The 20,398-nt window shown below is 69.6% G+C and carries 25 protein-coding genes; 14 read left to right on the top strand and 11 right to left on the bottom strand.

Annotation, left to right across the window (positions count from 1 at the left end; all coding sequences use genetic code 11):
• The first annotated feature begins 38 nt into the window (after positions 1-38).
• A complete protein-coding gene (locus OG226_RS24005; protein ID WP_328680868.1) occupies positions 39-314 on the top strand; it encodes a hypothetical protein in 276 nt (91 codons plus the stop codon).
• On the opposite strand, the gene OG226_RS24000 is transcribed toward OG226_RS24005, so the two are convergent.
• From OG226_RS24000 to OG226_RS23990, 3 genes are all read right to left on the bottom strand, one after another.
• Positions 311-922 carry a hypothetical protein gene (locus tag OG226_RS24000; RefSeq protein WP_328680866.1) on the bottom strand — a complete coding sequence of 204 codons (612 nt, stop codon included), beginning with the start codon at positions 920-922 and terminating at the stop codon, positions 311-313. The two genes, OG226_RS24005 and OG226_RS24000, sit on opposite strands and share 4 nt — an antisense overlap.
• Before the next feature lie 70 nt (positions 923-992).
• On the bottom strand, positions 993-1,238 hold the full coding sequence (locus OG226_RS23995) for a DUF397 domain-containing protein (protein WP_329349979.1): 246 nt from the start codon (positions 1,236-1,238) through the stop codon (positions 993-995).
• Positions 1,235-2,074, bottom strand: a complete 840-nt coding sequence (locus OG226_RS23990) for a helix-turn-helix domain-containing protein (protein WP_329353493.1) — start codon at positions 2,072-2,074, stop codon at positions 1,235-1,237. The genes OG226_RS23995 and OG226_RS23990 overlap by 4 nt, the downstream gene beginning before the upstream one ends.
• Before the next feature lie 125 nt (positions 2,075-2,199).
• Between OG226_RS23990 and OG226_RS23985 the strand changes: the two genes are divergently transcribed.
• Positions 2,200-2,640, top strand: a complete 441-nt coding sequence (locus OG226_RS23985) for a hypothetical protein (protein WP_329349978.1) — start codon at positions 2,200-2,202, stop codon at positions 2,638-2,640.
• 70 nt (positions 2,641-2,710) lie between these two features.
• Positions 2,711-3,001, top strand: a complete 291-nt coding sequence (locus tag OG226_RS23980) for a hypothetical protein (protein ID WP_328680859.1) — start codon at positions 2,711-2,713, stop codon at positions 2,999-3,001.
• 16 nt (positions 3,002-3,017) lie between these two features.
• Here OG226_RS23980 and OG226_RS23975 read toward each other — a convergent pair whose 3' ends face one another.
• The gene (locus tag OG226_RS23975; RefSeq protein ID WP_328680856.1) at positions 3,018-3,644 is read right to left on the bottom strand and encodes a TetR/AcrR family transcriptional regulator; all 627 of its coding nucleotides are present in this window, start codon (positions 3,642-3,644) and stop codon (positions 3,018-3,020) included.
• Positions 3,645-3,756: 112 nt separating this feature from the next.
• On the opposite strand from OG226_RS23975, the gene OG226_RS23970 reads away from it, so the two are divergent.
• The gene (locus OG226_RS23970; protein ID WP_328680854.1) at positions 3,757-4,491 is read left to right on the top strand and encodes an SDR family NAD(P)-dependent oxidoreductase; all 735 of its coding nucleotides are present in this window, start codon (positions 3,757-3,759) and stop codon (positions 4,489-4,491) included.
• Here OG226_RS23970 and OG226_RS23965 read toward each other — a convergent pair whose 3' ends face one another.
• From OG226_RS23965 to OG226_RS23950, 4 genes are all read right to left on the bottom strand, one after another.
• The gene (locus tag OG226_RS23965) at positions 4,492-5,142 is read right to left on the bottom strand and encodes a hypothetical protein (protein WP_328680852.1); all 651 of its coding nucleotides are present in this window, start codon (positions 5,140-5,142) and stop codon (positions 4,492-4,494) included.
• Between the two features lie 90 nt (positions 5,143-5,232).
• Positions 5,233-7,638: a dolichyl-phosphate beta-glucosyltransferase gene (locus OG226_RS23960; RefSeq protein WP_328680849.1), complete on the bottom strand. Its 2,406-nt coding sequence runs from the start codon at positions 7,636-7,638 to the stop codon at positions 5,233-5,235.
• Positions 7,639-7,679: 41 nt separating this feature from the next.
• Positions 7,680-8,384: a GntR family transcriptional regulator gene (locus OG226_RS23955; protein WP_329353491.1), complete on the bottom strand. Its 705-nt coding sequence runs from the start codon at positions 8,382-8,384 to the stop codon at positions 7,680-7,682.
• Between the two features lie 155 nt (positions 8,385-8,539).
• On the bottom strand, positions 8,540-9,895 hold the full coding sequence (locus OG226_RS23950; protein ID WP_329349977.1) for an aspartate aminotransferase family protein: 1,356 nt from the start codon (positions 9,893-9,895) through the stop codon (positions 8,540-8,542).
• A 244-nt stretch (positions 9,896-10,139) separates the two neighbouring features.
• Here OG226_RS23950 and OG226_RS23945 point away from each other — a divergent pair, with 244 nt between their 5' ends.
• A complete protein-coding gene (locus OG226_RS23945; protein WP_329353489.1) occupies positions 10,140-12,227 on the top strand; it encodes a serine/threonine-protein kinase in 2,088 nt (695 codons plus the stop codon).
• Positions 12,228-12,579: 352 nt separating this feature from the next.
• On the opposite strand, the gene OG226_RS23940 is transcribed toward OG226_RS23945, so the two are convergent.
• Entirely contained in the window at positions 12,580-13,299 is a 720-nt protein-coding gene (locus OG226_RS23940) for an SLATT domain-containing protein (protein WP_328680844.1), read from the bottom strand.
• Between the two features lie 284 nt (positions 13,300-13,583).
• On the opposite strand from OG226_RS23940, the gene OG226_RS23935 reads away from it, so the two are divergent.
• From OG226_RS23935 to OG226_RS23895, 9 genes are all read left to right on the top strand, one after another.
• Positions 13,584-13,928 (top strand): YbaB/EbfC family nucleoid-associated protein, encoded by a 345-nt coding sequence (locus OG226_RS23935; protein ID WP_266860004.1) that lies wholly within the window; start codon positions 13,584-13,586, stop codon positions 13,926-13,928.
• A gap of 69 nt (positions 13,929-13,997) precedes the next feature.
• On the top strand, positions 13,998-14,597 hold the full coding sequence (recR, locus tag OG226_RS23930; RefSeq protein WP_317772726.1) for a recombination mediator RecR: 600 nt from the start codon (positions 13,998-14,000) through the stop codon (positions 14,595-14,597).
• On the top strand, positions 14,590-15,249 hold the full coding sequence (locus OG226_RS23925) for a DUF5063 domain-containing protein (protein WP_328680835.1): 660 nt from the start codon (positions 14,590-14,592) through the stop codon (positions 15,247-15,249). The genes recR and OG226_RS23925 overlap by 8 nt, the downstream gene beginning before the upstream one ends.
• Before the next feature lie 55 nt (positions 15,250-15,304).
• Positions 15,305-15,475 carry a Scr1 family TA system antitoxin-like transcriptional regulator gene (locus OG226_RS23920; RefSeq protein ID WP_328680834.1) on the top strand — a complete coding sequence of 57 codons (171 nt, stop codon included), beginning with the start codon at positions 15,305-15,307 and terminating at the stop codon, positions 15,473-15,475.
• Entirely contained in the window at positions 15,472-15,672 is a 201-nt protein-coding gene (locus OG226_RS23915) for a DUF397 domain-containing protein (protein ID WP_328680831.1), read from the top strand. Before OG226_RS23920 ends, OG226_RS23915 begins: the two co-directional genes overlap by 4 nt.
• Positions 15,673-15,956: 284 nt before the next feature.
• Positions 15,957-17,009 carry a hypothetical protein gene (locus OG226_RS23910; protein WP_328680829.1) on the top strand — a complete coding sequence of 351 codons (1,053 nt, stop codon included), beginning with the start codon at positions 15,957-15,959 and terminating at the stop codon, positions 17,007-17,009.
• A complete protein-coding gene (locus tag OG226_RS23905) occupies positions 17,006-17,530 on the top strand; it encodes a Uma2 family endonuclease (RefSeq protein WP_329349976.1) in 525 nt (174 codons plus the stop codon). The genes OG226_RS23910 and OG226_RS23905 overlap by 4 nt, the downstream gene beginning before the upstream one ends.
• 69 nt (positions 17,531-17,599) lie before the next feature.
• Entirely contained in the window at positions 17,600-17,791 is a 192-nt protein-coding gene (locus OG226_RS23900) for a hypothetical protein (protein WP_328680825.1), read from the top strand.
• 105 nt (positions 17,792-17,896) lie between these two features.
• Complete coding sequence (locus OG226_RS23895; RefSeq protein ID WP_328680824.1) at positions 17,897-18,397, top strand: SgcJ/EcaC family oxidoreductase; 501 nt, start codon at positions 17,897-17,899, stop codon at positions 18,395-18,397.
• Here OG226_RS23895 and OG226_RS23890 read toward each other — a convergent pair.
• Both OG226_RS23890 and OG226_RS23885 read right to left on the bottom strand, forming a co-directional pair.
• Positions 18,363-19,652: a HAMP domain-containing sensor histidine kinase gene (locus OG226_RS23890; RefSeq protein ID WP_329349975.1), complete on the bottom strand. Its 1,290-nt coding sequence runs from the start codon at positions 19,650-19,652 to the stop codon at positions 18,363-18,365. The two genes, OG226_RS23895 and OG226_RS23890, sit on opposite strands and share 35 nt — an antisense overlap.
• Positions 19,649-20,350: a response regulator transcription factor gene (locus OG226_RS23885; protein ID WP_328680820.1), complete on the bottom strand. Its 702-nt coding sequence runs from the start codon at positions 20,348-20,350 to the stop codon at positions 19,649-19,651. Before OG226_RS23885 ends, OG226_RS23890 begins: the two co-directional genes overlap by 4 nt.
• Positions 20,351-20,398 lie beyond the last annotated feature (48 nt).

Here is a 20,398-nt window from a genome sequence, read left to right as displayed (position 1 = left end):
CCCGGGCAGCGGTGTCTCAGGCAGGCATGAGGAGCCGGATGATCGAATCCCGTGAGGCACGTACCGCCCTGGTGGTGGAGTCCGTGCTGAGTACGGCGGCCGTGGTGTGGTGGACGTATCTGCTGTGGCCCTGGTGGAACGTCCCCTACGCGCGGCCGGACTTCGCGATGGACCTCGCGGTGGCGGTTTCCCTGGCCGTGACATGGGCGCTGTGGGTACGGGGGCGGCGTCTGAACAGCGCGAACCTGGCGTTGATCGTCGTGCGCGGGGTAGCGGTGCTCACGGTTTGCCTGTGGATTCTTCAGGACCTCTAGAGGGCCCTCTCGGCACAGTCGGCGCAGGCCGGGCTGCTGGTCAGGCAGAGGTGCAGGGCTCGGCGCAACTGCCCGTCGAGTCGGGCCCGTTCGGCGGGTTCCGAGGAAGTGGGCGGGACGAGTGCGAAGGGCGCCGCGACGGTGAACAGGGCCTCGGCGCGGGCTTCCAGCTCGCTGCCCGAGTGCGGCGTGTAGAGGCAGGACCGCACCCACCGCAGTGCGCTCGTGTGGAACGGCGTGACCGGCCCGGCGAGCGCGGTGAGGCAGAGGTCGGGGCTGGTGCGGGCGGTCGCGAGGGTCACGGGGTGTTCGCGGAGCATCCTGGCGGCCCGCACGATCTGCGCGATGACGTGGCAGGTCGGCGGCAGCGGATCGTCCCACGTGCCCGGCACCTCGGCCGCCCGGTGCAGGAGGCGGTCGAGTTCCGCCGCGCACGCGTCCCGGAACAGGACCGTGAGGTCGGGCCAGTTCCGGTAGATGAACTGGCGGTTGGTGAAGGCCAGCCGCGCGATCTGCGCGATCGGAGGCTGACGTGGCCCGTGCTCGGCCATGGTGTCCAGCACGGCTCGATACATGGTGCCCATGCCGGGCGGGGCGTGCGTGCTCACAAGGACAGCCTCTCGACGGCCCCCCGGGGGGTGGTGTGTTTTTTGAATGTGACAGATGGGGGTGGGAGTGTCACATTTCTTCGGGGAGGGTAGGGAGGAAGGCGGTCCAGGAGGCGGCGGTGACGGTGAGCGTCGGGCCGTCGGGATTCTTGGAGTCGCGGATGTGGATGGTGTGGGGGCAGGTGGCTATCTCGACGCAATTGCCGCCACCGCTGTCGCTGTACGAGGATGAGCGCCAATCAAAGGCGACTTCGAGGCATTCGCCGCCGCTGTCGTTGCTGTAACTCGACTTGAACCACCGCAGGTTGCTGGTCATGCGCGCTCTTCTCCCGCCAACTTCCGGATGAGGCTCAGGGAGTCGTCCGGGCTCAGAGCCTGCGTACGGATCTTCGCATACCGGTGCGAGAGTTGGGCCACCTTGGCGGGATCGCTGATCAGGATGCTCTCGTCCTCGATCTCCAGGTAGACAACACGGCGGTGCTCCTTCGTCTCCACCAGGACCATGTCGCCGCGCGTTCCCGCGTGCCCGCCGCGCAACGCCCTTTCCAGTGGGACTACTTGGACACTGACGTTGTCCCGCTCCGCATCCTCCGCGAGCGAGCACAATTGCCCGCGATGGACTTCCCAACTCGCCAACGGCCGCCTCAACACCGACTCGTCGAGGATCAGTTCGATCATGGCCGTCGGATCACGGTCGAAGAGCTTCCGGCGGGTCACGCGAGCCTCGACCAGCTCGTCCACCTTGGCATCGGGGAGTTTGGGGAAACCGCCACTGATCAGGGCCCGGGCATACTCCTCGGTCTGAAAGAGGCCGCCGACCACGTACGTCTGATACGACGACAGCGTCACCGCCTCCGCCTCCATCAGCGCGAAGTTCTTGAACTGGGGCGGGTACTTGTCGAGCAGGACGTACGTGCGGGCCTCCTCGAAGACCTGCATCCCGCCCCCGATCGTCTCCTCCAGCTTGACGAGCATCTCGTCGCTCGCGGGCTGCGCGCATGTCTCCATCGCGCTGATCGCTGACCCGGTGTAGCCGGTCATCTTGCCCAACTCCACTTGCGTGAGCCCCTGTTGCTCACGCAGTGCCTTTGCGAGGAGGGCGACGAGACGCGCCACACCACTCGCCTCCGCCTTGTTCTCCGCCCGCGCCATCGCGATCACCCCCGGACTCAACCGAACTCAACCGGTCACCAACACCCCGCGCTCGTATCCAACCGTTGCGGACGGTCGACGCAGAGTTATGGAAGACGGTAGCTGTGACGGCCGAGACTTTCCTCATGGATACGCAAAGTGACCTGAAATGGATCCCCGCAACCGGCATCCAACTCCGCAAGGCGGGGGTCCAGTTCGACGCGGTACGGGTGGACGGCGACGAGGGCAGAGACCTCGCGGACAGGCTCGCGCGCCTGACAGGAGGGGCGCCGGGCCCGGTCGTGGAGGAGGCGACGGGCAACAGGCCGGTCTACTTCCTGGTCCCGGTCGGCAGTACGTCCCACCGGCCCTGGCCACCCGGAGTAACCCGTCTCACCGCCGGCCCGAACCACATGTCGTACATCCCGGTCCCGGCCCTCAACGGCCAGACCTGGCCGCTGACTTGGCGCTACCGCCCGACGGTTCCGGACCGCTTCGTGCACACCCTGCTACTGCGCTCCGCGCTGGAAGGGCTGGAAGGGCTGGGAGAGGTCGGGCGTCCCGACCGGGACACCCACCCGCACTGAACATAACCCGCATATCAGGCATATGCTGACGTTGTCCACCCGCGCACGCCAACCGGAGAAGGTGACTGCGATGCGCATGATGCTGAAGGCGTCTTTGGACACCGAGAAGGCCAACGAGGCCGTTCGGAGTGGGACTCTCGGGAAGTTGATCGGGGAGTCCATGGAGCAGATCAAGCCCGAGGCGGCGTACTTCACGGCCGAGGGCGGCAAGCGGACCGCGTTCGTGTTCTTCGATCTGAAGGACCCCTCCGACATCCCGTCGATCAGTGAGCCGCTCTTCCTCAACCTGGGCGCCGAGCTGACCTACACGCCTGTGATGAACCCGGAGGAGGTCGAGGCGGGTCTCGGCAAGGTTCGCTAGGCCCGTCGTGCTCGCCTCATGCGGGCCTGGTGAGGGACTCGATGTGGTCGAGCATCGCGTCCAGCGCCACTTCCAACGGCCTTACCTGGCGCTGGAGTTGGGTGAGCAGCAGGCCGCCCTGGAGCGCGGCGAGTGTCGCGAGGGCGAGGTCGTCGGGGTCGGTGTCGAGTTCGCCGCGGTCGTGCATCGCCTGGAGGCCGCCGCGGATCGCCGACTCCCAGCGCAGGAAACCGCTGGCCGCGGCGAGCCGTGCCTCGGGGTTGGTCTCGGCGATCTCGCTGCCGAGGGAGCCGATCGGGCAGCCGCCGCGGCACTGCATCCGGAGCTGGTACTCGACCAGCGCGTCCCGCCACTGCCGTAGGCCCTTCATGGTGTCGAGCCCGGCGAAGAGGGGTTTCTGCATGTCCAGGACCGCCTCGGTCTGGAACTCGATCACCGCCAGCAGCAGTTCCTGCTTGTCGGCGAAGTAGTGGTAGATCTGCGAGCCGCTCACCCCGGCGGCGGCCCGCACGTCCTCCAGGGTCGCCTCGGTCACGCCCCGCTCGTACATGAGCTGTGCCGCCGCGGCCACGATCCGGCGCCGGGTCTCCTGGCCCTTGCGGGTCAGTTTCTTCTCGGGGGGTCGCCGTACCTCGGTACTCATGCCCGCAAGCCTAGCAGATTATGGATTGGACAACCCATTTTTTTGAGACCAGTGTGGGTCACCCAACCCATTCCGGGCGCCTTGTGCGGCCGGATTCCCGGAAGGACCCACCATGGAACTCTCCGACAAGGTCGCCCTCGTCACCGGCTCGACGGGTGGCATCGGTGCCGAGACGGCCCGGCTGCTGGCCGCGGCCGGTGCCGAGGTCGTCGTGTCCGGCCGTAACGCCGAGCGCGGGGCCGCGACCGTGCGGTCGATCACGGACGCCGGCGGCAGGGCGCGCTTCGTCGCCGCCGACCTGACCGACCCGGCCGCGCTGCGTCGTCTCGTCGAGGCGGCCGGCCCGGTCGACATCCTGGTCAACAACGCGGCGATCTTCCCCGGAGCGCCGACCGTGGACCAGGACCCGGGCACGCTCGACGAGACCCTCGCGGCCAACGTCCGCGCGCCGTACCTCCTCACCGCGGCCCTGGTGCCCGCGATGATCGCCAAGGGCTCCGGGGCCATCGTCAACGTCAGCACCATGGCCGCCCGGATCGGCCTGCCCGGGCTGTCCGTCTACAGCGCCACCAAGGCCGCGCTGGAGTCGCTGACGCGTACCTGGGCGGCTGAGTTCAGCCCGGCCGGGGTGCGCGTGAACACCGTCGCGCCGGGTCCCACGCGGACCGACATGGTCCTGGCCACCATGGGTGAGGAGAATGCCGTGCAGTTCGCGAAGAGCACCCTGCTCGGCCGGCTCGCGACCCCGCGGGAGATCGCCGAGGTGATCCTCTTCCTCGCCTCGGACCGTGCGAGCTACCTCACCGGCGCCACCCTCGCGGCCGACGCCGGACGCACCGCCGTCTAGCTAGCTGAACACGATCATCGAGCCCTGGGCCAGGCTCCGGGTCGCCGCCGCGTGCAGGCCCAGCCACACGTGCCGCTCCCGGGCGAACGGGCTGGGATCGTACGGTGCGGCGACGGCCGGTTCCTCCAACTCCGTGGGAGCGGAAGGGGGTTCCGGGGTCGCCGGTGGGTTCGCCGGGTCGATGCCGATCGTCGGGGCGACGAACTCCAACTCGCGGAGCAGGGTTTGGGACGAGCCCAACGGGCCGCCGCCCGCGAGGAGTTCGTCGTTCGAGAGCGGATGCGGGAAGTCGACGGGGACGTAGGCGCCCGCGTGGTCGTAGTGCCAGACCAGGTGGGACTGCTGGGCCGTCGTCTCGAACATCTCCAGGAGCTGTTCGTAGTCGCCGCCCAGGTCGTCCACCGGCGTCACCGGGAGACCGCAGACCTGGAGGAGGTAGGCCCGGCGCAGGAAGTGCAGCGCGTCGTAGTCGAAGCCCGCGACCGGGGCGACCTCGCCGGACAGGCCCGGCATGTACTGGTACACCGGCACCGGAGGGAGCCCGGCCTCGGCCAACAGGGAGTTGTAGAGCGCGAGTTCCTCGGCGAACGGATTGTCGGGGGTGTGGCACAACACGTCGACGAGCGGGACCAGCCACAGGTCACAGGCCAAAAGGGGGCTCCTCGGTTACTCGCTGCGCATCGTGGATCTCGCATGGTGGTCAGGCAAGAGTAGGGGGAAGAGTAGTCGGTGCGGCCCGGGTCAGCTCCCCTCGTGCAGGTCCCATACCCACACGCCGTCCACCCACTTACCGGGTTTGCCGACCAGCTTTTCCACAGCGGTGCGGAGCTTGTCGTCGTTGGGCTGCGGCGCGATCACCAGCGCGCCCGCGTGCCAGTACGCGAAGTCGACCTTGGCCTGCGCCCGCCAGTTCCTGCCGATGGTGGGGACGACGCCGGTGTAGCGCACGTCCCGCAGCATGTTGGAGGTGTAGCGGGGCGAGGCGCCGTAGATGCCGATGCGGTCGTCGCCGTAGGGGCCGTTGAAGTAGCCGCCCGGCATCTTGAAGCCGAGCCCGGACGCCGTCTGCCAGTGCAGGGGTTCCGCCGAACCCGGGTCGGCCAGCGGGACCGGGACGATGGATTCGCCGGCGCGGACGTACGACTTGTAGGTGCCGTCCGTGAAGAAGGCCGGCACCGTCGCCCGGTCGACCGCCTTGAGCGGTGCCGGGATGATCGGGATCACGGCCATGCAGACGGCCAGGAGACCGATGTACTGCGTGCCTATCTGGCGTGTGGCCGCCAGCTTGTCCACCGCGATCGCCAGCAGCATGCCCAGCGCCGGTGCGCAGACCATCGCCACCCGGCCCTCGATCACCGACTCGAACAGCGGCTTGTGGGCGAGCAGGGCCCAGGGGCCCGGGTAGATCGTGTCCGTGAGCGGGATGCGGATCTTGGGGCCCATGGAGAGGATCGCCGCCGCGATCGCCGTGAACGCCAGCGCCTTGACGAGGGCGTGCTCCCACAGGCGTACGACGATGGCGAAGGCGAGGGCGACGAGCGGCCAGCCGTAGAAGGCGTTCTGCTCGGTGGGGTTGAGGGAGAGGGCGTTGGCCCGGACCTCGTTGCCCGCGATCAGGGAGCGTTCGGCGAAGGAGAGCAGGGCGAGCGGGCTGTTGCCGGCGTTGTCGCCGTGCAGGACGCTCTTGTAGCTCTGCGGGCCCATGAACTGGTAGTAGAGCGGGATCAGGATGATCGGCGCGCAGATCCCGGCCGCGATGCCCAGGCCCTTCAGCAGGGGGCGCCAGGACGCCCGGACGACATCCCTGTCGAGGACTCCGTAGGACGCGGCGAACAGGACCATGCCGATCGACGCGAGGAGGAGGGGCTCCTCGCCGAGGAAGATCTGGTAGGCCGCCATCAGGCCGAGGACGACGCCGTCGCGGACCACTCGCGTGCCCGTGCACAGGCGCAGGGCGCGGTCGATGATCAGCGGGATCATGAAGAGGATGACGAAGTTCGGGTGCGCGTTGGCGTGGCTGACCATCGGCGGGGCGAAGGCCGCCAGGGAGGCGCCGACGAAGGCCGCGGCCCGTTGCCGTACGACACGCTTCACGATCAGCCAGTACCAGGCGGCGGCCGTGGCCGCGAGGCCGAGCGTCATGCAGACGCTGAGCGAGACCGCGGGGCCGGCCAGCAGGGTGAGCGGCGCGAAGGGCACCGACAGGCCCAGCATGACCGTGTTGGCCATGAGGTTCACGCCGTCGGGGAAGCCCTGGAGGTTCGAGAAGAACGGGTTGTGGAGGTGGGCCACGTTGTCGGCCGTGACCGCGAAGAACCACTCCCACTGGTTCTGGTCCTGGAGCGAGTCGACCAGGTAGCGGTGGTCCGGGTCGAAGAGGCGGCCCGAGTAGAGGCCGACCGCCATGAGGAGGAAGAGGACGGTGACAAGGATGTCCACCGGGCGCAGGGAGCGGGCGCGGAGGCGGCCGAGTTCGGCGAGGACCTTGGCGTAGTCGAGGGGCCGTACCTTCGAGCCGGACTGGTGGGCCCAGCGCACCGGCACCTCGGCGACCTCCCAGTCGGCGCGGCGGAAGTGCTGGAGGACCTCCACGTCGATGCCCCAGCCGTTGATCCGGGAGGCGGCGAAGGCCTCGCGGGCGCGGTCGCCCTCGAAGAGCTTGAAGCCGCACTGGGTGTCGCGTATGCCGGGCACCGCGGCCTGGCGTATGAGGAAGTTGCCCGCGCGGCCCAGGAGTTCGCGTATCGGGTGCTGGTGGCTCTCTATCGTCGCGCCCGGCGCCGCACGGGAGCCGATCGCCGCCGCGTGCCCCTCGCTCAGCTCCTTGTCGAGTTTCTCCAACTCCTCGATGGGCGCGGCCAGATCGGCGTCGGTGACCAGCACCCGGTGCCCGCGCGTGGCGGCGACGCCGAGGCGCAGGGCGTTGCCCTTGCCGCGGTTGCGGGGGCTGGTGACCAACTCCACCCGCGGGTCGGCGCGGGAGGTGACGACCTCGCGGGTCCCGTCGTCGGAGCCGTCGTCGGCGACGATGATCTCCCAGTGGCCGAAGCGGCCCTCGTTGTCGCCCAGATACGTGGTGATCGCGTCGAGCGTCGGCCCGAGCCGCCGCTCCTCGTTGTAGGCGGGCACGACGACACTGAGGTCCACGGAGGCACTGTCCACGGCCGGAGCGGCCCTTTCCGGTCCGGTCACCGGGCGGCCAGCCGCTCGATGAGGTCGAGGGAGTGCGTGTTGTACGCCAGGACGATCGCGCGCGCGGCCGGGGTGTCGCGGCGCGCCAGGGCATCGACCAGTTCGGTGTGTTCGGACCACAGGCGGCCACGCAGATCGCTCAGCCGGCGCAGGTGCTGCACCGTGCAGACCCAGGACTGGACGCGCAGCCGGTGCAGGAAGTCGCCGAGGTAGGGGTTGCCGAACATGGCGCTCAACTCGCGCCAGTAGCGCAGGTCGTAGCCGATCAGCACGGTGAGGTCACCGGCGTCGGCGGCGCGCTGCGCCTCCTCGCCGCGGCGCCGGACACCGGCGAGCGCGGCGACCGTACGGGGGTCGTCGGTGCGGTCGAAGACGGGGTGGCCCCCGGTCAGGGCCAGGAACATGCCCTCGGTGACCAGGGCGCGGGCCTCGATCATCCCGCGGTGGTCGGCCACCGAGTACTCGTGGACGCGGAAGCCGCGGTGCTGGTCGGCTTCCAGGAGTCCCTGCGCTGAGAGATCGACGAGCGCTTCCCGGACCGGAGTCGCGGAGACGCCGTACTGCTCGGCGATCTCCTTCACCGTGAACTCCTGACCGGGTTGGAGCCGGCCCGCCAGGACCTCGTCGCGCAGCGCGTCGGCGATCTGCTGCCGCAGGGTGCTGCGGGTCACGGCGCCGCTGCCGCTGCTTCCTCCGGGCATCGTCGGAGCGTCTCCCTCGTCGCGTTCGATGGCGTACTCGTATATGTCTACGAGCACGCCACCTTACGCGTTCGGGTTCCCGCCCTGCCCGAATGCGGGCACCAGATGAACGGACCCGCCCATTCCGGGCGTTAAGAGGTGTATTCCCCGACGTTTTAGGCGGTGAATTCGTCCGCGACGGAGAGCGCCGCGTCCAGCGCCGCGAGGCCCTCCTTCAGCTCGGCCTCGCTCACGTTGAGCGGCGGTACGACGTGGGTGCGGTTCATGTTGACGAACGGCCACAGCCCCTGCTGCTTGGCGGCGCCCCCGAACGCGGCCATCGCCGCGTTCGCCTCCCCGGCCGCGTTGTACGGCACCAGCGGCTCGCGCGTCTCCCGGTCCTTCACCAGCTCCAGCGCCCAGAACATCCCGACGCCCCGCACCTCGCCGATGCTCGGGTGCCGCTCGGCCAGCGCCCGCAGCGCGGGCTCGACCACGGTCGTACCGAGGTGCTTCGCGTTCGCCACGACGCCCTCCTCGGCCATGACGGTGATCGTCGCGACGGCCGCGGCACAGGCCAACGGGTGCCCGGAGTACGTCAGTCCGCCCGGGTAGGGCCGCTTGCCGAAGGTGTCCGCGATCGCGCCGGAGATGGCGACACCGCCGAGCGGCACATAGCCGGAGTTGACGCCCTTCGCGAAGGTCATCAGGTCCGGTACGACGTCGAACAGATCGGCCGCGAACCACTCACCGGTCCGCCCGAACCCGGCCATCACCTCGTCCAGGATGAAGACGATCCCGTACTTGTCGCAGATCTCCCGGACCCCGGCGAGATAACCGGGCGGCGGCACCATGATCCCGGCGGTGCCCGGAACGGTCTCCAGGACGATCGCGGCGACGGTCGCCGGACCCTCGAAGGCGATCGTCGTCTCCAGGTGCTCCAGCGCGCGCTCGCACTCCTGCGCCTCGGTCTCGGCGTAGAAACGGGACCGGTACAGGAAGGGCGCCCAGAAGTGCACGACCCCGGCCGAGGCGCTGTCGCTGGCCCAACGGCGGGGATCCCCGGTGAGGTTGATCGCCTGCTGCGTACCGCCGTGGTACGAGCGGTAGGCGGAGAGCACCTTGGGGCGGCCGGTGTGCAGCCGGGCCATGCGCGTCGCGTGCTCGACGGCGTCCGCGCCACCGTTGGTGAAGAAGATCTTGTCCAGGTCCCCGGGGGTGCGCTCGGCGATCAGCCGGGCCGCCTCCGAGCGGGCCTCGATCGCGAACGCGGGCGCGAAGGTGGTCATCGTCGCGGCCTGCTCCTGGATCGCGGCGACGACCTTCGGGTGCTGGTACCCGATGTTCGTGTAGACGAGCCCGCTGGTGAAGTCCAGGTAGCGCTTCCCGTCGTAGTCCCAGAAGTACGACCCCTCCGCGCCGGCCACGGCGAGCGGGTCGATGAGCTCCTGCGCGGACCAGGAGTGGAACACGTGCGCACGGTCCGCGGCCTTCACGGCGGCGCCGGCCTGGGGGTTGGGCTGAGGGGTCATGCGGCTGAGCGTAAATGTCCGCGATGCGGAAACGGAATCGGCGTCCTGTCTGTGGTCGGGGGGTTTCCGCGACAGATTGTCGGGGGTGGACGGCCCCACGGGCACGGCGCCGCCGTTACGGAACCGTAGACACCGCTCCGTCCGTCCCGTCGTTTCCCCGCACTATTCTCGGTCTGTCGCGGAGCACTGGGCACAGGGGCGCGACCGGGGCGTGACCGGGGAATTCAGGGGAGGCGGCGCGGTCGTGGAGAAACTGGGGGCGGGCGATCCGCAGCGGATCGGGGCGTACCGGCTGTTGGCGCGGCTCGGGGCCGGTGGCATGGGGCACGTGTATCTGGCTCGCTCGGACCGGGGGCGCACGGTCGCCGTGAAGCTGGTGCGGGAGGACCTCGCCGCGCAGGAGGAGTTCCGGGCGCGGTTCCGGCAGGAGGTGCGGGCCGCGCGGCGGGTCGGCGGCCACTGGACGGCACCCGTGCTGGACGCGGACACCGAGGCCGAGGTGCCGTGGGTGGCCACCGGGTACGTCGCCGGGCCGAGCCTGCAACAGGTCGTCGGGCGCGATCACGGGGCACTGCCCGAGCGTTCGGTACGGATCCTCGCGGCCGGGCTCGCGCACGCGCTCCAGGACATCCACGCCGCCGGCATCGTCCACCGCGACCTCAAGCCGTCCAACGTGCTGGTGACCATCGACGGCCCCCGCGTCATCGACTTCGGCATAGCGCGGGCCCTGGAGACGCTGGCCGGGGACGGGCTCACCCGCACCGGTTCGCTGGTCGGCTCGCCCGGTTTCATGGCGCCGGAACAGGTGCGGGGCGACCGCATCACCCCGGCGTGCGACGTCTTCTGCCTCGGCTCCGTCCTCGCCTACGCGGCGACCGGCACGCTCCCCTTCGGCGCCGCCAACAGCGGTGTCCACGCCCTGATGTTCCGCATCGCCCAGGAGGAACCCGACCTGTCGGGCGTCCCCGAGGGCATCGCCGACCTGGTCCGCGACTGCCTCCGCAAGGACCCGGCCACCCGCCCCACCCTGAACCGCATCCTCGACCGCACGGGCGCCGAGGACACCGTCTCCGGCGGGCGGTCCCGGGACCCGTGGCTGCCGGGCCCGCTGGTGGCCCAACTCGGCCGCCACGCGGTGCAGTTGCTGGACACGGAGGACCCGGAGACGACGGAGCTGGAACGGGTGGACGTGGAGCGGGCGGATCCGGCCCCGGAGAGGGGGGACAGCGATGCCCCGGAGGCGGTTCAGGGCGCCGCGCCTGTTTCCGCCGCGGCTCCTCCCGTCCCTGCTTCCCCTCCCGTCCCCGCTTCCCCTCCTGCGCCCGCTTCTCCTCCCGCGTCCACTCGCACTCCCGCTCCCGCTCCCGATTCCGCCCCCGTCGCCGTGGAGAAGCCGGACCTCTTCCGCAAAGCGCCCGCCGCCGCTTCCGGAGCCTCGCCCGAGCACGCCCCCGCCTCAGACGACTCCTCTCCGACACCGCCCGCACCGGCGCCGGACACCCACCTCCCGACAGTGGTCGCGAACTCGGCCGGGGCCACCAGGACGCCGCCGCCCCCACAACCCCCGCACCCGGCCTACGGCTACCCGCAGCAGCACCCCCAGCCGTCCGCCGCCCCCGACTATCCCCAACCCCCCGCCCGCCAACTCCTCGGCTGGGGCGGGCAGGTGCCGTACAACCCCTATCCGCACAACAGCGGCGTCGGCGTCACCCCGCCCTACGGCCCGGGGCCGGTCGGAATGGCCCCGGCGTACGGGGAACCCCAGCCGCCGCGCAGGAACGGGCGGTCCACCGCGCTGCTCGTCGTGGTCGCGCTGGTCGTCGCGCTGGGGGCCGGCGGTTCGGTGTACGCGTTGATGAAGGACGGGGGCAACGGCGGCCGTACGAAGGCCGGTTCGGGCGGTCGGGCCACCAGCGCCGCGCCCACGACCCCGGGGCCGACCTCGACCACCGGGAAACCGTCGCCGTCCGCCACATCGACCAGCGACGGTGCCGTACCCAGCGGCTACCTCGGCACCTGGAACGCGTCCATCGACAACGCCACGGGCCACAACACCCGCCAACTCACCATCCGCCAGGGGAAGGTGGGGTCCCCGGTGCTCACCCTCGTCGCGGACGGACCCGGCTACCACTGCGAGTTCACCGCCGACCTGACCCAAGAGCCGGGCGGCGAGAGCCCGTTGGCGATCGGGGCGTCCACCGTCACCTCCGGGAAGCCGCTGTCGTCGTGCAACCCGGGTTCCGCCACCGAGATCACCCTGCTGTCGGCCACCACGCTGGAGCGGGTGAGCACCAGCAACGGGGAGAAGCTGACGTACACGAAGGCGGGCTGACCTCTCTCCACAACTCCCTTCACACCAGGGACAGTCGAAGGTCACGCGAACTTCGTTCAGGCCCCCTGCGTGTTGTCCGGTGCCGCTCGTACCGTGACCCCACGATCCGGCTGGGGAGCGGGGGCCCGCAGTGGACTGGCTGAGCGCGGAGAACGTCGTCGCCGTGGGCACGGCGGTGCTCGGCATCGTCGCGAGTCCCGGTGTGGCTCATGCGGTCGTCCGTGTTCCGGTGTGGCTCATGCGGTCGTCCGTGTTCCGGTGTGGCTCATGCGGTCGTCCGCGTCCCGGCGTGGCTCACTCGGCCGGCTCGCGTCCGGCGCTGCTCAGTCGGTCGGCCCGCGCCCGGTCCGTCTCACCGTGGCTCCGGCGGCCGCTGCCGTGGCATGTTCGGCCGGTTGCCGCCTCCCGGCCCACCCGGCCCCGGCGGCATCGGGAACCTGCCCTGCACGACGGTCCCCTCCTGACGGCTCCCGGGCACCACCGCCGACTGGATGCCCAGCGGCCCCGCCCCGGTCCGGAACTCCACCATCCAGTCGGCGGTCTCCACCCGGACCAGTTCCGTCACGTCCTCCGAGAAGCGCCGCAGCACCCCCAGGCACCGGTCCGCGGCCTCGCTCGCCGTGCCCTCCGCGGGCCCCAGGAACTCCCGCACACCCTCCGACGCCCAGTCGAACTGGAGCACCTGGAGACGCCGCTGCACGGCCTGTGCCGTGGCGACGTCCCGCATCCAGCCGGACGTCATGCCGAAGAACCGGTCCCCGGCCACGCACGCCGCCCCCAGCAGCAGCGCCGGATAGCCCCAGGCGGCCAGCCCGTCCACCACCCCGGTGAGGTCCAGCAGGGGCAGCGCGGCCCCCGCCAGCGCGCCCAGCGCCGCGCCCGCGCGCAGCACCCGCGCCCCGCGCCGCTTCCACACCCGCTCGGTGAGATACCGGGCCGCCGTCTCCAGCGCCCCGCGCTCGACCCACCGGTACAGCTCGTCCAGCCGGGCCGTCGGCTCGCCCCAGTCCCCGAGCGGAAACATCCGCCCGGCCAGATCGCCGCCTTCGGGCTGAATCTCCGGCTGACCCACCCGGCACTCCCTTACGTCGCGTGACACCTGATGCTGATGTGCCGGACCCTTCCTACCGCCCAATGGGTGGCGAAGGATCTGGTTTCACCTCTTTTCCGCCCGGAAGTGGGTCTTGATCAGGTATAGGACACGGTGAAGACTCACTCGAAAGAGTGCTGAAGCGATGACTGCCCGGACCACGTAGGCTCGTGCCGAGCGCGGGAAACCTCGCCCATACAGCCGTATCCATGGCCGTTCCACGGCCGTATCCATGACCGACAGCCGTACGAAACCAGGAGCTGATCGTGATTCCCGGTGGTGGCCAGCCCAACATGCAGCAGCTGCTGCAGCAGGCCCAGAAGATGCAGCAGGACCTGGCGGCCGCGCAGGAGGAACTGGCGCGGACCGAGGTCGACGGACAGGCGGGAGGCGGGCTGGTCAAGGCCACCGTCACCGGCTCCGGCGAGCTGCGCGCGCTGAAGATCGACCCGAAGGCGGTCGACCCGGAGGACACCGAGACCCTCGCGGACCTCATCGTCGCGGCGGTCCAGGCGGCCAACGAGAACGCGCAGACCCTCCAGCAGCAGAAGCTCGGCCCGCTCGCGCAGGGTCTCGGCGGCGGCAGCGGTATCCCCGGTCTGCCTTTCTAAGACGGCCCGCGGCCAACTACGGTACGTACGGCACGTACCCGCACGACTCCAGGAAGGGCAGGCAGTCCGTTGTACGAAGGCGTGGTCCAGGACCTCATCGACGAGTTGGGGCGACTCCCCGGCGTCGGTCCCAAGAGCGCGCAGCGGATCGCCTTCCACATCCTGCAGGCGGAGCCGACGGACGTCCGTCGGCTCGCGCAGTGCCTGATGGAGGTCAAGGCGAAGGTCCGCTTCTGCGCGACCTGCGGAAACGTCGCGCAGGAAGAGCTGTGCGGCATCTGCCGCGACCCGCGCCGCGACCTCTCGGTGATCTGCGTGGTCGAGGAGCCGAAGGACGTCGTGGCGGTCGAACGCACCCGCGAGTTCCGGGGCAAGTACCACGTCCTGGGCGGCGCGATCAGCCCGATCGAAGGTGTCGGACCCGACGACCTGCGTATACGAGAACTTCTCGCGCGGTTGGCCGACGGTACGGTCACGGAACTGATCATTGCCACGGACCCGAATCTGGAAGGCGAGGCCACGGCCACGTACCTCGCCCGCATGCTCAAGCCCATGGGCCTCAAGGTCACCCGCCTGGCCAGCGGCCTCCCGGTGGGCGGCGACCTGGAATACGCGGACGAGGTGACCCTCGGCCGCGCCTTCGAGGGGAGACGACTCCTAGATGTCTGACGCCACGCTGCATGCCACCGCACCGGACCCGGACGACTTCGCGGTCCAGATCGCGGACCAGGTCGAGAGCTTCCTGGTGGCCGTGTTCGAGGTCGCGAAGGGCGAGGACCCGGACTCGGCGGTCCCCTTCCTCCTCCTGGAGGTGTCCCAACTCCTCCTGGCGGGCGGCCGTTTGGGTGCGCACGAGGACATCCTCCCGGACGAGCGCTACGAGCCCGACCTGGGCCCGGAGCCGGACGTGGACGAGATCCGCGAGCGCTTCGCGGTGATGCTGGAGCCGATCGACGTGTACTCGGAGGTCTTCGACCCCTACGAGCCGCGCAAGGCCCCGGTACCGGCCCGTATCTCCGACGACCTCGCCGACGTCATCACCGACCTCCGCCACGGCATGGCCCACTACCGCGCCGGCCGCACCACGGAGGCCATGTGGTGGTGGCAGTTCTCCTACTTCTCCAACTGGGGCTCCACTGCCTCGGCCACCCTCCGCGCCCTCCAGTCCCTGGTCGCCCACGTCCGCCTCAACCAGCCCCTCCCCGAACTGGACGGCCTGGACACGGACGTGAGCATGGGCGACGAGACGCTTGAGTTCGAGGCGGGCGCGGTGATGGTGGAGGAGATCGCGGGGCCGTTGGGGATTCGGCCGGTGAAGTAGTCCTCGGTGCGGGGGCGTTGGGGGTCACAACCCTCACGCCCCCTTTCCTGTGGCTGTGATCCCACCCCTGCGGTTCGCCTATGCGGAGGGCCCGTTCGCCAGCGAACTGTCGGCCGATCCGGAGGTTGTCAGCCGGGTGACCGAGCGGCTTAGCATGATCCGCGCGCAGGCTCTCAGTCCCGTTGAGTCGGACCGTTTCATCGAACGGATGGTGGATCAGCCATGAGTGACCAGCGGAAGTGGTTCAAGTCGGGCTACAGCGACGACGAGGGCGGCAACTGCGTCGAGGTCGCCCTCCCCACACCGCAGTTGACCGTCCACATACGCGACTCGAAGAACGCCACGGGACCCGAACTTGCCCTCCCCGCCCCCGCCTGGACGGCGTTCCTCTCCGGAGTCTCCGCAGCTCACCCCGGAGCTTGAGCCCCGGGCTTCGAGCTCTTTTCTTGGGTTCTGGGCTGGTTGAAAACAACCCAACCAACCAAGCCTGTACGTGAGTTGAGGGGAGTTTAACCCGAACGGGTGACATCCCGTGATCAGCTTGCGCCGCAACGTAAAGTCACTCTAGGTTCACGGCAAACAGCAAATAGATCGGCCCCGGTCGGTGCTACCAACACCGGCTCCGGGGCCTAGACCTACAGATCGAAAGAAGCTCGATCGTGGCTTACGCCCAGCCTAGCCCTGCCCTGCCGTCCCCGTCGCACCCCATGGCCAATACGGGCTACGGAAAACGCGCCACGGGTGACGAAGAACCGTACGCCGACCCGGACTTCGCACATCTGCTCCCGCGAGACGCCGAGATCGCCGTCTTCATCGACCACCTCGACAACGGCCACGCCATGGGCCACAAGGTGATCGCGGCCGAGCATCCCCGTTACGGCCAGCAGGCCTGCCGTACGTCTCTCAAGAGCCTCACCGAGGCCGGCCACCTGCGCTGGATCAAGGAACACATCACCGTCGAGGACAACTCGATGCGGTGGGTGACGCGGACGTACTGGTCGCGTACGCCCAGGTCGGCGCGGTGGTGGGCCGAGTTCGCGCGTGAGCGCCACGGCAGGGACGTCACGCGCGACTACCAGCCGGGCCTGGCGAGGACGGAAGACCCGGCCCCGGTGCCGGAGAGCAAGAGCGACGGGACGCGGGAGACAGCCCCGGCCCCGGAGACGGACCCGACCCCCGAGCCCAGCGCCGCGTACCGCGCACTCGCCCAACTCCGCGCCACAGCACCCCGCATGTCGCTCTCCGAAGCCGAGTGCCGAGCCCTCGAACCCCTCGCCGCCGAGTGGCTGACACGAGGCGCCACCCCGGCCGACATGGCCCGCGCGCTGACCGACGGACTGCCACCCACCGTCACGAACCCGGGCGGACTCGCCCGCACCCGATTGGAGACGAAGATGCCCCCGAAGAAGAACGACACCGCCGAGACCCGCCCCCTCCGTGCCCGTGTGACCCGCGTGCTCATGGCCTGCGCCACCTGCGACGCCGACGAGCGGACGGCGAAGATCATCAACGGCATCTGCGAGGAATGCCGCGCGGAGCCGGATCTGAGCGAGGAGGAGATCAAGAAGGGGTTCGAGGAGATCGCCTACCTGGGAACCACGACGGCCCGCTTCCTGAAGCAGAAGCTGGAACGCCGTACGGGCGGGCCCGTGCCCGACACGTTCCGCCCCGTGCCGATCGAGGACCGCGTCCACTACCACTACCGCGACAACCGCGACCGCATCGCGAACGGCCTCCCGCCGAGGCGGTGGAATCCGTGACGGCAGGGAAGCGGCAGCAGCCCCAGATGTCCGTCGAGGGATTCGAGCAGCTGGAACGCCATGCCCCCGAAACCGTGCGGCTGGAGTTCATCAAGGGGAAGGTACAGGTCAAGCGCGCGCCGGACGGCAACCACAGTGAGATCGTCGCCGGGCTGCAGAGGGTGTGCATGCAACACCTCCCAGACCTGTCGCTGGACGCGGAGCGCGGGCTCAAGACGGAGAGCTGTGGGAAGGGGCGCGCTCGTGCTGATGGCGTCCTCGTTTCCCGGGGCGGCCTCAAGGGACACGGCCAATGGTCGGACACGGGGACAGCCCTGATGGCCGTAGAGGTGACGTCGTGGGACGTCGACGCCGCTCAACGGGACCGGTTCGACAAGCCTGATGGCTATGCGGCGGCCGGAATCCCGGTCTACGTACTCATCGACCGGGACGACCGCACAGTCACCGTGTTCACTCATCCCGAGGGCGGCCAGCAGTATGTCCCCCGTCGTGGAGCAACATCATTCCGGGGCAAGGTGTAGCCCGCTACACCTTTACTTCGGGACTGGGCTCCCTCGTTGCGGCACCTCGGAAACGGGATCGTTGGACGCATGAAGAACTTCCTCTCCTCCAAGCCCGTCCTCTGGTTCCTCTTCCTGTTCAACCTGGCCGTCGCCGCGATCGCACCCTTCGTGGTCGACGGAACGCAGGGCGTGATGACCGCCGTCGGCATGGGTGTCGTGTCGCTGGGAGCCGGTGTCAGCCTCGTCCGGGACCGTGGTCAGGCGGTCGCAGCGCGTTAATTGGCCCAGCCCTTCCTCACCCCTGTACGTCCGCTGCACGGGCCCTAACCAGCGGAAAGCGAGTCTGGAGTCATCCCAAAAGGCACCAGTACCACTGGAGTTGAGATGACCCGCCGGTCCATGAGCAAGCGTGCAGCAGTCGTCACCGTCACCACCGCCCTCGCCCTCGGTACCCTCGGCACCGTCGCCGCGACCGCCGGGCCCCAGCACGACACCAAGCCCAGCAAGAAGCAGATAGCCGCCCTCTTCGACGGCTGGAACGCCGCCCTGCAGACCGGCGACCCGAAGAAGGTCGCGAACCGGTACGCGCCGGACGCCGTGCTCCTGCCCACCGTCTCCAACGAGATCCGCACCGACCGCGCCGAGATCGTCGACTACTTCGAGCACTTCCTGCCGAACAAGCCGGTCGCGAAGAAGGTCGAGACGTACATCAACGTCCTCGACAGCGACTCCGCCATCGACGCGGGCGCCTACGACATCACGCTCACCGACCCGAAGACCGGCAAGAAGCGTGTGGTGGAGGCCCGTTACACCTACGAGTACGAGAAGCGCGGCGGCACGTGGCTCATCGTCAACCACCACTCCTCGGTGATGCCCGAAGGGTGATGACCACCGACAGCCCGTTCCCGGGTGCGTCCCGCAGGGTCACCGTTCCGCCGTCGTCCGTCACCAACTGGCGTACGACGGCGAGGCCCAGGCCCGAACCGGAGCGCCCGGTGAGGCCCTGACCGCGCCAGAAGCGGTCGAAGGCGCGGGACTTGTCCGGGTCGGACATGCCGGGGCCCTCGTCCGCGACCGTCAACTCGACCTCGTCGCCCCGGAGTTCGGACCGCACGGTGATCGTCGCGCCGTCCGGTGACACCTCCAGGGCGTTCGACAGCACGTTGTCCAGGACCTGTTCCAGATGACCAGGACTGGCCAGCACCAGCGGCCGGCCGTCGACGACACTCCCCCCGAGCGCGATGTGTACTCCGCGCTCGTCGGCGGCCGGTCTCCACACCGAGAGGCGTTCGGCGACGATCTCCCGCAGGGGGAGTGGTTCCGCCGCCGTCACCTTCGCCTCCGCCCGTGCCAGTACCAGCAGGCCGTTGACCAGGCGGCTCATCCGGACCACCTCCGCCGTCGCCTGTTCCACGTCCTCCCGTACGGACTCGTCGTCCACGCCGTCCGCGATGTTGTCCAGAGACAGCCTCAACGCCGTGAGCGGGGTGCGGAGTTGGTGGGAGGCGTCGGCGACGAAGATGCTCTGCGAGGCGATGAGGGTGTCGAGGCGTTCGGCGCCCTGGTTGAGGGTGCGGGCGAGTGTCTGGGTCTCGTGCGGGCCCGTCACGGGGGAGCGGGCCGTCAGGTCGCCGTCGCTGAACTTGCTCGCCATGTCGTTGAGTTGGCGCAGGGGGCGGGTGAGGCGGCGGGCCACGATCGCGCCCAGTCCGGCCGCCACCGCCAGGACGGCGAGAGCGAGGATCGCGCGGAAACCCCAGATCTGCACCAGGCGCCGGGTGAGGTCGGAGGTCGGGTACGTGATGCGTACGGCACCGACCGTCCGGCCGTCGCGCTTCGCCGGTGCCGTCACCTCCAACTGCCCGTCGCCCCAGTGCGTCGCGGTCTTCGCCCGGGAGGCGGGCAGGACCTCGGCCGTACCGGGGGTCTCCTGCGCGTACGCCACCACCATGCGGTCCAGGGCGCCACGTGAGGCGGCGTCGCCGCTCAACAGGAGGGCCATCGTCTTCGCCTCGCGCTCCACCGACTGCTCGGTGTCACCGCGGAGTTGGGCGGTCAGCGTGAACGCGACGGGCACGGTGAACGCGGTCAGCGCGACGGCCACGAGCAGGACGTAGCTGACGATGAGCTGCCGGATCATGACGGCGACGTTCCCTCGACGGTCGTAGCTTCCGCGATCTCCAGGCGGAAACCGACTCCCCGCACCGCCTCGATCGTGATCGCGCCCGCCAACTTCCGCCGTAGCGCCGCCACATGGACGTCGAGTGTCTTCGTCGGGCCGAACCAGTTCGCGTCCCAGACCGCTTCCATGATCTGTTCGCGTGACATCAGCGCGCCGGGCTCCTCGGTGAGGAACGACAGCAGGTCGTACTCCTTGGGGGCGAGCGGGATCTCCTCGCCGTCCAGGCGTACCCGTGCGGCCTTGCGGTCGATGGTGAGGCGGGTGCCGTAGGCGTCGGGGCCGGCGGCCTCCGCGACGGCGCGGGGCTGGGCGCGGCGCATCACCGCCCTTATGCGGGCGATGACCTCGCGGACCCCGAACGGTTTCGACACGTAGTCGTCCGCGCCCAGTTCCAGGCCGACCACCCGGTCCGTCTCGTCGCTGCGCGCGCTGATCACGATGATCGGGATGTCGCCGCGGGCGCGCAGCGCCTTGCAGACGTCGAGGCCGTCGGTGTCGGGCAGGCCGAGATCGAGCAGGACGACGTCGTAGGGGGCGGAGTGGGCCAGGGCGGCGGCGCCCGTGGTGACCCAGTCGACCTCGAAGCCGTAGCGGATCAGTCCGCGTCGCAGGGACTCGGCGACCGGCTCATCGTCTTCCACCAGAAGTACGCGCACACGGCGCACCTTAATGCTTGAAACTTAATTCACAGGCGTGCCCTGTGA

This window comes from Streptomyces sp. NBC_01261, from assembly GCF_036226385.1.
Classification (GTDB): Bacteria; Actinomycetota; Actinomycetes; order Streptomycetales; family Streptomycetaceae; genus Streptomyces.
Note: the sequence above shows the minus strand (reverse complement) of the source record. Positions and strands in the feature narration are given on the sequence as shown.

What these genes read in the sequence shown, in the direction of transcription:
- OG226_RS23975 (WP_328680856.1), bottom strand. Translation starts at nt 3,644, where the DNA reads ATGAGTACCGAGGTACGGCGACCCCCCGAGAAGAAACTGACCCGCAAG.
- OG226_RS23980 (WP_328680859.1), top strand. Translation starts at nt 2,711, where the DNA reads ATGCGCATGATGCTGAAGGCGTCTTTGGACACCGAGAAGGCCAACGAG.
- OG226_RS23950 (WP_329349977.1), bottom strand. Translation starts at nt 9,895, where the DNA reads ATGACCCCTCAGCCCAACCCCCAGGCCGGCGCCGCCGTGAAGGCCGCG.
- OG226_RS24005 (WP_328680868.1), top strand. Translation starts at nt 39, where the DNA reads ATGATCGAATCCCGTGAGGCACGTACCGCCCTGGTGGTGGAGTCCGTG.
- OG226_RS23970 (WP_328680854.1), top strand. Translation starts at nt 3,757, where the DNA reads ATGGAACTCTCCGACAAGGTCGCCCTCGTCACCGGCTCGACGGGTGGC.
- OG226_RS23895 (WP_328680824.1), top strand. Translation starts at nt 17,897, where the DNA reads ATGACCCGCCGGTCCATGAGCAAGCGTGCAGCAGTCGTCACCGTCACC.
- OG226_RS23990 (WP_329353493.1), bottom strand. Translation starts at nt 2,074, where the DNA reads ATGGCGCGGGCGGAGAACAAGGCGGAGGCGAGTGGTGTGGCGCGTCTC.
- OG226_RS23900 (WP_328680825.1), top strand. Translation starts at nt 17,600, where the DNA reads ATGAAGAACTTCCTCTCCTCCAAGCCCGTCCTCTGGTTCCTCTTCCTG.
- OG226_RS23985 (WP_329349978.1), top strand. Translation starts at nt 2,200, where the DNA reads ATGGATACGCAAAGTGACCTGAAATGGATCCCCGCAACCGGCATCCAA.
- OG226_RS23995 (WP_329349979.1), bottom strand. Translation starts at nt 1,238, where the DNA reads ATGACCAGCAACCTGCGGTGGTTCAAGTCGAGTTACAGCAACGACAGC.
- OG226_RS23910 (WP_328680829.1), top strand. Translation starts at nt 15,957, where the DNA reads ATGGCCAATACGGGCTACGGAAAACGCGCCACGGGTGACGAAGAACCG.
- OG226_RS23890 (WP_329349975.1), bottom strand. Translation starts at nt 19,652, where the DNA reads ATGATCCGGCAGCTCATCGTCAGCTACGTCCTGCTCGTGGCCGTCGCG.
- OG226_RS23925 (WP_328680835.1), top strand. Translation starts at nt 14,590, where the DNA reads ATGTCTGACGCCACGCTGCATGCCACCGCACCGGACCCGGACGACTTC.
- OG226_RS23915 (WP_328680831.1), top strand. Translation starts at nt 15,472, where the DNA reads ATGAGTGACCAGCGGAAGTGGTTCAAGTCGGGCTACAGCGACGACGAG.
- OG226_RS23955 (WP_329353491.1), bottom strand. Translation starts at nt 8,384, where the DNA reads ATGCCCGGAGGAAGCAGCGGCAGCGGCGCCGTGACCCGCAGCACCCTG.